General features: G+C 65.1%; 10 protein-coding genes and 1 pseudogene. 5 read left to right on the top strand and 6 right to left on the bottom strand.

Going from position 1 to position 10085, the window contains the following annotated elements; translation table 11 throughout:
- Nucleotides 1-113: 113 nt before the first annotated feature.
- The 4 genes from RT424_RS16900 to RT424_RS16885 form a co-directional block, all read right to left on the bottom strand.
- A complete protein-coding gene (locus RT424_RS16900) occupies nucleotides 114-344 on the bottom strand; it encodes a hypothetical protein (RefSeq protein WP_313440655.1) in 231 nt (76 codons plus the stop codon).
- 107 nt (nucleotides 345-451) lie between these two features.
- Entirely contained in the window at nucleotides 452-1429 is a 978-nt protein-coding gene (locus RT424_RS16895; RefSeq protein WP_313440653.1) for a threonine/serine dehydratase, read from the bottom strand.
- 16 nt (nucleotides 1430-1445) lie between these two features.
- Entirely contained in the window at nucleotides 1446-2090 is a 645-nt protein-coding gene (locus tag RT424_RS16890) for a class I SAM-dependent methyltransferase (RefSeq protein ID WP_313440651.1), read from the bottom strand.
- Between the two features lie 10 nt (nucleotides 2091-2100).
- A complete protein-coding gene (locus tag RT424_RS16885; protein ID WP_313440649.1) occupies nucleotides 2101-3321 on the bottom strand; it encodes a DUF3419 family protein in 1221 nt (406 codons plus the stop codon).
- 342 nt (nucleotides 3322-3663) lie between these two features.
- On the opposite strand from RT424_RS16885, the gene RT424_RS16880 reads away from it, so the two are divergent.
- From RT424_RS16880 to RT424_RS16860, 5 genes are all read left to right on the top strand, one after another.
- Nucleotides 3664-4875, top strand: coding sequence for a saccharopine dehydrogenase family protein (locus RT424_RS16880; RefSeq protein WP_313440647.1), 1212 nt, complete (start codon nucleotides 3664-3666; stop codon nucleotides 4873-4875).
- Nucleotides 4875-5285, top strand: coding sequence for a hypothetical protein (locus RT424_RS16875; protein ID WP_313440645.1), 411 nt, complete (start codon nucleotides 4875-4877; stop codon nucleotides 5283-5285). Before RT424_RS16880 ends, RT424_RS16875 begins: the two co-directional genes overlap by 1 nt.
- A 6-nt stretch (nucleotides 5286-5291) precedes the next feature.
- A complete protein-coding gene (locus tag RT424_RS16870) occupies nucleotides 5292-5642 on the top strand; it encodes a DMT family protein (protein WP_313440643.1) in 351 nt (116 codons plus the stop codon).
- Between the two features lie 93 nt (nucleotides 5643-5735).
- Nucleotides 5736-6914 (top strand): carboxynorspermidine decarboxylase, encoded by a 1179-nt coding sequence (locus tag RT424_RS16865; RefSeq protein ID WP_313440641.1) that lies wholly within the window; start codon nucleotides 5736-5738, stop codon nucleotides 6912-6914.
- A 360-nt stretch (nucleotides 6915-7274) separates the two neighbouring features.
- Entirely contained in the window at nucleotides 7275-8498 is a 1224-nt protein-coding gene (locus RT424_RS16860; protein ID WP_313440639.1) for a type III PLP-dependent enzyme, read from the top strand.
- Between the two features lie 198 nt (nucleotides 8499-8696).
- Here RT424_RS16860 and RT424_RS16855 read toward each other — a convergent pair whose 3' ends face one another.
- Both RT424_RS16855 and RT424_RS16850 read right to left on the bottom strand, forming a co-directional pair.
- The gene (locus RT424_RS16855; RefSeq protein WP_313440659.1) at nucleotides 8697-9797 is read right to left on the bottom strand and encodes an NADH:flavin oxidoreductase/NADH oxidase; all 1101 of its coding nucleotides are present in this window, start codon (nucleotides 9795-9797) and stop codon (nucleotides 8697-8699) included.
- Between the two features lie 161 nt (nucleotides 9798-9958).
- Nucleotides 9959-10085 (bottom strand): annotated as a pseudogene (locus RT424_RS16850) (5-aminolevulinate synthase); the annotation flags it as partial.

Raw genomic sequence — 10085 nt, 5'->3', positions numbered from 1 at the left:
CTGATGACTCGGAAAATGCGGCAAACCAGAAACTTAGAGCGGTTGATCCGGTGCAGCCGGATCGGAAACCGCTCTAGCATCCTTGCGGCCGAAGGCGAAGCCCGGCGGCGAGGTCAGGGAATGCGGTCGTTCTCGGAAAGCAGCGCCGCGACCAGCTGGTAGATCACCAGCGCCCAGGTGCTGCCGATCATGCCTGCGAAGAACATCGACCAGCTCAAGCCCCAATCCGCATCTAGCAGATTGTCGGTCAGCGCCGCCAGGGTCAGAAGAACGAGCAGGGTCTCCAGCACGATGAAACCCCAGCGCATCGGGGCGCCATGAAAAGACCTGATGCGGCTGCTCATCCACATTCTCCCGATCCTGGATTCATCTGCGCAAGATTAGTCCGGAGGAGGGGCGACGTCCAGAACCCCGCCGCGAGGGTGGACGTCCCGAAACGGCACTGCCAGGGTCAGCGCTCGTCCTGAAGCACCGAGGCGAAAGCTGCCGCATCGGTGTTCCCGCCGGATAGCACCACGGCGGTACGATCGGTTACGCGCACCTTGCCGGCGAGCACCGCTGCCAGCGCGGCGGCTCCGCCCGGTTCGATGACGAGTCGCAGGCGGGCGAAGGCGAGGCGCTGTGCCGCACGCACTTCGGCCGGGGTCACGACAAGACCGAAGGGGCAGCGCGCTTTCAGGATCTCGAAATTGATCGGCCAGGTTGCGGGAGTTTGCAGCGCGTCGCAGGCCGTGGGTGGCGCGTCGGCGGCGACGCGGCGGATCTCGCCCGCCTCGAGACTGCGGCGGACATCGTCCCAGCCTTCCGGCTCGACGGGAAGCACCGCCGCATCCGGCAAGGCCAGCGCCAGCCCGGCGGCGAGGCCGCCCCCGCCGCAGGGCGCGACGATCTGATCGGGACCGTCGCATCCGATCTCCGCCATCTGCGCCGCGATCTCAATTCCGGCGCTGCCCTGGCCCTCGATGATCCACGGGTCGCCATAGGCATGGACCAGCGTCGCGCCGCGTTCTTCGCAGAGTCGCCGGGATACGTCGTCGCGATCCTCGCCGCCGGGGCGGTCATAGAGCACGACTTCCGCCCCCAGGGCGCGGGTATTGGCCAGCTTCACCGCAGGCGCATCGACCGGCATGACGATAGTGGCCGCTATGCCCAGCCGCTGCGCCGCCCAAGCGACGCCTTGCGCGTGATTGCCGCTCGACACGCCGACGATACCCCGCGCACGCTCGGCCTCGCCCAGGGCGGTCAGGCGATGCCAGGCGCCACGGATCTTGAACGCGCCCACCGGCTGGAGGCTCTCGGCCTTGCACCAGATCGTGCGGCCATCGACCTCCAGCGGCAGCAGCGGCGTGCGCGGTAATATCTCGGCGACCTTGCGGGCGGCCAGAGCCACCCCTTCACGGGTCGGACGGCGATCGTGGCTTGACGTCATGGTGCGAGGCATAGCCTCACCGGGCGAGCCGCACCATCTGGTAATAGCCAAGCGGTCCGCGCAGAACCTCGACCTTGAGGCTTTGTTCTTCGGCAAGACGTGCCGCGACCAGCGGCAGGTCCAGCCTGGGGCTGACGTGGAATTTCGCCAACCAGGCCCGCAAGACGCCGCGCAAGGGGGAGGGGAGGCCGGAGAGGTCGCCGAAATCGACGGCATGAAGCACGCCGCCCGGGTTCAGCGCGGCGGCTGCCTGGCCCAGGGCGGCCTGCCAGCCCGGTATCATGGAAAGCGTGTAGGACAGCACGACCCGGTCGAAACCGCCGCGACCGAACAGGACGCTCGAATCGAACCGCGTCGCATCGCCCTGCGCCAGCCGCGCCCGCGTTCCGAGGCGCGCACCGGCACTCTTGAGCATCTCGCTGGAGATGTCGAAGCCGTGGCAGGCCACACCGGGCCAGGCACCGGCGATCAGTTCCAGATTGCGCCCCGTGCCGCAGCCCACTTCCAGCACCGCCATGCCCGGCGCCGCGTCGAGATCCCTGATCAGCCGGTCGCGGCCAAAGAGGTAGTACTTGCGCGTGAAATCGTAGATGTGGCGCTGGCCGCGATAGACTTTGTCCATTAGCGCGGCATGGTCCTGCGCGGCGGCGGTTCCGTTCATCGCGGAGGCCTCAGCGCAGCACGTAGAGGTGGACGCCGCCGTAGATCGACGAACGGTCCGCTCGGGTCGCCGCCAGCGATTCGGCTTCGCGATAGTCCCAGCGGGCGAGGATTTCCTCGGGCACGCGGCCGGGGAGCAGGGTCGGTTCGGCAGCGGTGCGGAACAGCACGCGGGAGCCGGGGCGGGCGGTGCGGGTGATCTCGCTCCAGAGTTCGGTAAGCTGCGCGTCGCTCATCCAGTCCTGCGCGTCGAGCAGGATATAGCGATCCAGCGAGGCCTCGGCGCTTTCCTTGAGAACCTGGGTGAAGTTCGCATGACGCAAGGAGAGGCGCCCCAGCCGTTCGCGCACCTGGGGCACGTTCGCCGCCTGAAGGTAAGGCGGCAGGGGCGCTTCCGCCTGCCGGCCATAGCCGCGCCCGAAGGCCTGCCAGGCGAAGTAGTTGTCGTTGAGCGGGAAATGGCAGGCGAGCTTTTCAAGCCGCGCGCGCAGCACGTCGGCCATGCGGTTGCCGCCCGCCAGAGCGTCGTACTGCGCAGGCGGAATGCCGAGGCCGAACAACGAGGCGGGCTGGTCGGTCAGCCAGCGTACCAGCTTGCGTTCGAAGATCGGGGCGAAGCGCTCGTCGAACACGCGGCGCTGTTCCTCCAGCGTCTCGGCGCCGAGGATTTCGCTGGGATCGATCTTGTAGAGCTTGGCAAGGACGTGGGCCGCGCCGATGAAATGACCGAGCAGCCCCTGCTTGTAGATGCCCCGCGTGAAGCCCTTGATACGGCGGCGGCCGACAAGGTCGCGGCCTTCCCAGTAGCGGCGGGTCGCTTCGTCGAGGTGCGGCGCGAGCCGGTTGCGGTAGGTCGCGACATTGCCGGGCTGGTCTGCCTCGGCGATGAAGCGGCGCAAGTCGGCATAGTCGGTGAGGTTGCGGATCGCGGCGATCTTCAGGCGGCCCAGCGCGATATGCGCGGTGTTGAGATCGACGCAGGTGATCGCGGCAGGATCGGCGGTGAGATAGGACAGGGCATTGCAGCTGCCGCTGGCGATCGTGATGATCCGGCTGTCGGGGCCGATCTGGAGCGCTTCCATGTCGGCCACCGGGTCCTCCCAGATCTGCGCATAGACCAGCCCCTTGAAAGCGAGGGCAAAAGACTTGTCGAGCAGGCGGGCACCCGCCTTCGTCTCTTGCCGGACGACGGCGCCTTCGATGAGCTTGGAAGCGGGATGGGCATTCGACATGGTTCTGCGGTCCCCCGAGGCCGTGTGAAACTTGTGCGGCCCCAATGCCTCTGGCGGGTGACCGGGCGATGACGGGACGATGGCGGATTATGACAGTTTTGTCGGGTGCGCTCGTCACATCCGTGACGAGCTTGCGGCACCGGCCCACGCCCCCACCCGACCTCCCACAACAGTGTATCCTGGATGGGAGGTCGGGTGGGGGCGTGGGCCGGTGCCGCACAAAAACGGGCGGATGCCCGTTTTTGCCGGTCGTGAGACCGGACCAAAATCCTCACAGTTGAGTTGTCACACAGGGCCTCTATATGCGGCTGTTCGCGAGCATCGCGTTAAGGAGACAGATTGGTGAGCAAGGTTCTGGTGATCGGCGCAGGCGGCGTCGGTTCGGTCGCGGTCCACAAGATGGCGATGAATCCCGACATCTTCTCGGACATTCACCTCGCCAGCCGCACGGTTTCCAAGTGCGAGGCGATTGCCGACTCGGTCAAGGAGCGCACCGGCGTCTCGATCAGCACTTATGCGATCGACGCCGACGACGTGGCGGCGACCAGCGCGCTGATCCGCTCGATCGGGCCGGAACTCGTCGTCAACCTCGCACTGCCGTATCAGGATCTCGCGATCATGGACGCGTGCCTGGCGACCGGCGTGAACTACATGGATACCGCGAACTACGAGCCCAAGGACGTGGCGAAGTTCGAATATCACTGGCAGTGGGCCTACCAGGAGCGCTTCAAGGAAGCGGGCCTCACCGCGCTGCTCGGTTCGGGTTTCGATCCGGGCGTCACCTCGGTCTTCGCGATGTGGCTGAAGAAGCACAAGCTCAAGACCATCCGCACGCTCGACATTCTCGACTGCAACGGCGGCGACCACGGCCAGGCCTTCGCGACGAACTTCAACCCGGAAATCAACATCCGCGAAGTCACCGCTCCGGCCCGTCACTGGGAAAACGGCGAATTCGTCGAGACTCCGGCCATGGGCAAGAAGGTGGAGTTCGACTTCGAGGCCGTCGGCCCGAAGAACATGTACATGATGTACCACGAGGAACTGGAAAGCCTGGCGAAGTTCATCCCCGAGATGGAGCGCGCGCGTTTCTGGATGACCTTCGGCGATGCCTATATCCAGCACCTCACCGTGCTTCAGAACGTGGGCATGACCCGCATCGACCCGGTGATCTACAACGGTGTCGAGATCATCCCGCTTCAGTTCCTCAAGGCCGTGCTGCCCGAGCCTGCTTCGCTCGGCCCGACGACCAAGGGCAAGACCAATATCGGCGACATCGCCACCGGCGAAGCACTCGATGGTTCGGGCGAAAAGACGTTCTACATCAAGAACATCTGCGACCATGAGGACGCCTATGCCGAAACCGGCAACCAGGCCGTCAGCTACACCACCGGCGTTCCGGCGATGATCGGCGCGGCCATGCTGCTGACCGGTAAGTGGAGCGGTGCGGGCGTGTTCAACATCGAGCAGTTCGATCCCGATCCCTACATGGACATGCTCAACCAGCATGGCCTGCCCTGGACGGTCGAGGAGCTCGACGGACCGCTGGCGTTCTGATGCGGGTGCTGCGGACCGTCCTCGTCGCGGCCTTCGGCGCGCTCGCGCTGGTTGGCTGCGCGCCGCAGGATGGTCCGCAGCGGCCTGTTCCGCCGTCGGGCGGCGAGAAGGGCGAGAACCAGAGCTACAACCGCGACATGGGCGCGGAGGATCGCGCCGCCTGCCTGGCCGAAGGCGGCACCGTGCAGCGCCGCGGCATGTTGGGCATGGAGCAATGCGTCCATGCTTATGCCGACGCGGGCAAGCAATGTAGCGATTCCGCGCAGTGCCAGGGCAAGTGCGTCGGCAGCGCCGGCGCGGTCTCGCCCGACAAGCCCGCGAGCGGCACCTGTCAGGCCGATGACAGGCTCTACGGTTGCTATGCCGAAGTCAGGAACGGCAAGGCCGTCGCCGCGATCTGCGTCGACTGAGCGGCCATGAACTGGACTTTCATAGCGCCCGTGGCCATGCTCGCGGGCTCCAATCTCTTCATGAACACGGCGTGGTACCTGCATCTCAAGATGCCGGGCAAGGCGCTGTGGGTGGCGATCGCCATGAGCTGGGGCATCGCCTTCTTCGAATATTGCTTGGCCGTGCCCGCCAATCGCATCGGCAGTCAGGTCTATTCGCTGGGACAGCTCAAGGTCCTTCAGGAGGCCATGTCGCTGACCGCCTTCGTGCTGGTGGCCTGGGTGCTGTTCGGCCAGAAACCGGGCCTGAACGAGATCGTCGGTTTCGCGCTCGTCGGGGCAGGGGCGTGGTTCATCTTCAAGGGGCCGTTCGGCTGACGCATTCTTGAAGCTGGGGCCGGGCAGGGCCATCTGCCAGTGTCATGTGCAAATTCGGCTCTTCGCGAGCCATCCGAAAAGGATTGAACGAACATGGAAACTCGCGCCGGCGATCCGGGAGCCTTTGCCCACTTCGACCTGTCGCGCGTCGACAGCCCCAGCTTCGTGGTCGATGCCGCCAAGCTCCGCGACAACTTGCGTATCCTTGCCGATATCGGTGAGCGATCGGGCGCCAAGGTGCTTTCGGCGCTGAAGGCCTTCTCGATGTGGTCGACCGCGCCGATCGTCGGAGAGTATCTCGACGGCGTCTGCACCTCGGGCCTGTGGGAAGCGCGCCTCGCCTCCGAGTTCTACGATGGCGAGATCGCGACGTATTGCGCCGCCTACAAGGAGCAGGATCTCGATGAGATCCTGCGGCTTTCGGACCATGTGATTTTCAATTCACCGATGCAGATCGAACGCTTCTGGGCGCAGATCGAGGCCGCCCGCGCGCGCGGCGAGGACTTCGACATCGGCCTGCGCGTCAACCCGATGCACGCCGAGGGCGAAGTGCCCAAGTACGACCCTTGCGCGCCGCATTCGCGGCTGGGCTTCCCGATCAACCAGCTCACCGAAGAGCACGTCGAGATGATCGACGGCATTCACATGCACACCTTGTGCGAGCAGGACTTCGAACCGCTGCGCCGCACCTGGGACAAGGCCTTCGATCATCTTGAGCCCTTCTTCGGCCAGTTCAAGTGGATCAACCTGGGCGGCGGCCACCACATCACCCGTTCCGATTATCAGCGCGACGAACTCGTCGAATTCCTGATCGACCTTCAGGAAGACACGGGCGCCGAAGTCTACATCGAACCGGGCGAGGCGGTTGCGCTCGATGCCGGGATTCTCGTCGGCACGGTGCTCGATACTTCGTTCAACGGCATGCCGGTGGCGATCGTGGACGTCTCGGCAACCTGCCACATGCCAGACGTGATCGAGGCGCCCTATCGCCCGGCCATGCTGGGCGAGAAGCAGGAAGGCGAGGGCGAGCCCGTGCGTCTCGGCGGCCCGTCATGCCTCGCGGGGGATGTGATCGGCGACTACATCCTGCCGGTGGATGCCGAGCCGGGCGCGCGCTTCGCGTTTCTCGACCAGGCGCATTACTCGATGGTCAAGACCACGACCTTCAACGGCGTGCCGCTGCCGTCGATCTGGCTGTGGGACTCGGAAACGGACTCGCTCGAATGCATTCGCCGCTTCGATTACGAGGATTTCCGCAGCCGCCTGAGCTGATTTCGGCTCGACCTGTCCCGCGATTGCCCCGCCCGGTCCTCGTTCCTACGAATCGAGAGAACCGGTCGGGGCGCCTCTGCATTTAGCCTCTTGAATCCCGCTGGTGCCGGTCGTCGTTTCAGGACGTGCGGCTGCGCTGAAATTCTTCGATCAACCGTCTGTAAAATGACGATAAAACTGAACGGAGAGGCTAGGTGAAAATCCGCGCGAATCCCTTATATGACGTTTCTGTGAAACGGACCTTTTTTCACTTGCGATTCAGCTTGGGAGCCCTATATCCCGCCCCTCGCTGCCCCATGGGGACTTCCAAACCGCAAGGCAGCTCTTGTCGTTAACAATTCCGTTTGGGGGTCCCTTGAGTTGCTCGAATTTCTTGACGCACCGGCTGTAGCGCGCGCAATCGCGCCCGACGAACCCGTTATCCTGAACCGCCCGCACGCTGCTGCGCGCGCGGCCCGTTTCTTCGCCACGAAGTTTCCGGGCAAGGCGCTCTATGCGGTGAAGGCGAATCCCTCGCCGGATCTCATCAAGATCCTCTGGGCCAACGGCATCACGCATTACGACGTCGCTTCCATCGGTGAAGTGCGCATGGTTCGCGGGGCTCTGCCCAACGCGACGCTGTGCTTCATGCACCCGGTGAAGACCGCCAGCGCCATTCGCGAAGCCTACTTCGAGCATGGCGTTCGGACTTTCAGCCTCGACACGATCGAGGAAGTCGAAAAGATCCTCGACGCGACCACCGATGCCGATGGCAACCGCGCCACCGACCTGCGCCTCTGCGTGCGCCTGCGCGTCTCTTCCGAGTATTCGGAACTGAGCCTGGCCTCGAAGTTCGGCGTGGATCTGGCCGACGCCGGTGAACTGCTCCAGGCGACCCGTCAGGTTGCGGACTGGCTGGGCGTATGCTTCCATGTCGGTTCGCAGGCGATGACGCCGTTCGCCTACGTCCAGGCACTCGAGCGCGCCCGCGCTGCGATTGCCGACGCCGGTGTCGTCATCGACATGATCGACGTCGGTGGAGGCTTCCCCTCGGTCTATCCGGGCATGGAGCCGCCGCCGCTGGAAGACTACTTCCAGGTGATTCACCGCCACTTCGAAGCCCTGCCGATCGCCTATAACGCCGAACTGTGGTGCGAGCCCGGTCGTGCGCTGTCGGCCGAGTACAGCTCGATGATCGTCAAGGTCGAAAAGCGTCGCGGCGACGAACTCTACATCAACGAGGGTGCCTATGGCGCGCTCTACGATGCCGCCCACGTCGCCTGGCGCTTCCCTGTGAAGTGCATCTCGCGCGAAGCTGCCGTTGGCGGCGAACGCTCGGACGACCTCGAGGGCTTCTCGTTCTACGGCCCGACCTGCGACGATGCCGACTTCATGGAAGGCCCGTTCATGCTTCCCGCCGACATCAAGGCGGGCGACTGGATCGAAGTGGGCATGCTCGGCGCCTATGGCGCGGCCATGCGCACGGCATTCAACGGCTTCGGCACCGGCGAGGTGCTGAACGTCTCGGACGAGCCGATGGCGAGCCTCTACACCGGCGAGCGCAAGGATCCGCGCGTATCGGACAACGTGGTTTCGCTGCGCTGACCTGAGCGGTATGGTTATGGAAAAGGCCCGTCGGAACAAGTTCCGGCGGGCTTTTTGATATCGTCGTCCCGGACTTGATCCGGGAGCGCTGGCAGTTCTTGAGGCGATAGCTCGCGCCGTGGAATTCCTGCCGCAAGGTGGGTTGTTCACGGCCAGCGGTCCCGGATCAAGTCCGGGACGACGACAGTTTCACGCCCCTCAAGCCTGTTTGAACAAGCCCTTGTAGACGCGCGGCTGGCAGCGCAGGAACTGCGGCGCGGCCTTGACTTGCGCACCGAGCGCAGCGGCGGCGTGCCAGGGCCAGCGGGGATCGTAAAGCACGGTGCGGGCGAGGCCGATCATGTCCGCCTCGCCAGTGGAGACGATCGCCTCCGCCTGTTCTGGTTCGGTGATGAGGCCTACGGCGATCACCGGCATGGACACCACTTCCTTCACCTTGCGGGCGAGCGGCACCTGGTAGTTCGGCCCCACCGGGATCTGCTGCCCGGCGTCGAGCCCGCCGCTGGAGACGTGATAGGCCGCACAGCCGCGCGCTTCCAGCGCCTTGGCGAAGGCCACGGTCTGTTCGATGTCCCAGCCGCCTTCGACCCAGTCGGTGCCCGAGACGCGCATCGTCACCGGCTTGTCCGCCGGGAAGGCGGCGCGCACGGCGTCGTAGACCTCCAGCGGGAAGCGCATACGGTTTTCGAGGCTGCCACCGTACTGGTCGGTGCGCTTGTTCGAAAGCGGCGAGAGGAACTGGTGGAGCAGGTAGCCATGCGCGCCATGAATCTGCACGGCATCGATCCCGAGGCGAGCGGCCCGGCGGGCGGCATCGGCAAAGGCGTCGCGGATGCGCGCGAGCCCCGCTTCGTCGAGTGCTTCGGGCGGGTTTTCGTCCGACAGGAAGGGGAGGGCGGATGCGGATACCGTCTGCCAGCCGTTCTCGGCGTCCGGCGCAATCTGCTTGCCGCCGTCCCAGGGCTTGGCTGTGCTGGCCTTGCGACCGGCGTGCGCCAGTTGAATGGCGATCGGCATGTCGGACCAGCGGCGCACGCTTTCCAGCACCTTGCCCATGGCCTCCTCGGTTTCGTCGTCCCACAAGCCGACGTCTGCATAGGAGATGCGGCCTTCTGGACTGACGGCGGAAGCCTCGATCGTGAGAATGCCGGCACCGGACTGCGCAAGGTTGCCGAGGTGCATCGCGTGCCAGTCGGTCATGCGACCGTCCTCGGCGGAATACTGGCACATCGGCGCGATGACGATGCGGTTGTCGAGGGTGAGGTTGCCGATGGTGATCGGCTCGAACAGCTTGGCCATGGAAGTCCTTCTGGTCATCTCGTCGCCCCGAGGGGGTGGGGGAGGCGCATCGGAGTGCGGGGGCGACCGGGTGAACTTGGGGACGGTCCGGCAAATGAAAAGGGCTCCACCGGCCTGCCGGGGAGCCCTTCGGGAAAGTTTTCGTTGGGCCTGCGAAAGGCTTAGGCGGCCAGGCGCATTTCCAGGCGTTCCCAGATTTCGACCAGAGCTTCGGTAAGGCTGCGCATCATGTCTTCGGTATGGGCCGGGCCGGGCGTGAAGCGCAGGCGTTCGGTGCCGCGCGGCACC

It is taken from the genome of Novosphingobium sp. (assembly GCF_032093395.1).
Taxonomy (GTDB): Bacteria; Pseudomonadota; Alphaproteobacteria; order Sphingomonadales; family Sphingomonadaceae; genus Novosphingobium.
Note: the sequence above shows the minus strand (reverse complement) of the source record. Positions and strands in the feature narration are given on the sequence as shown.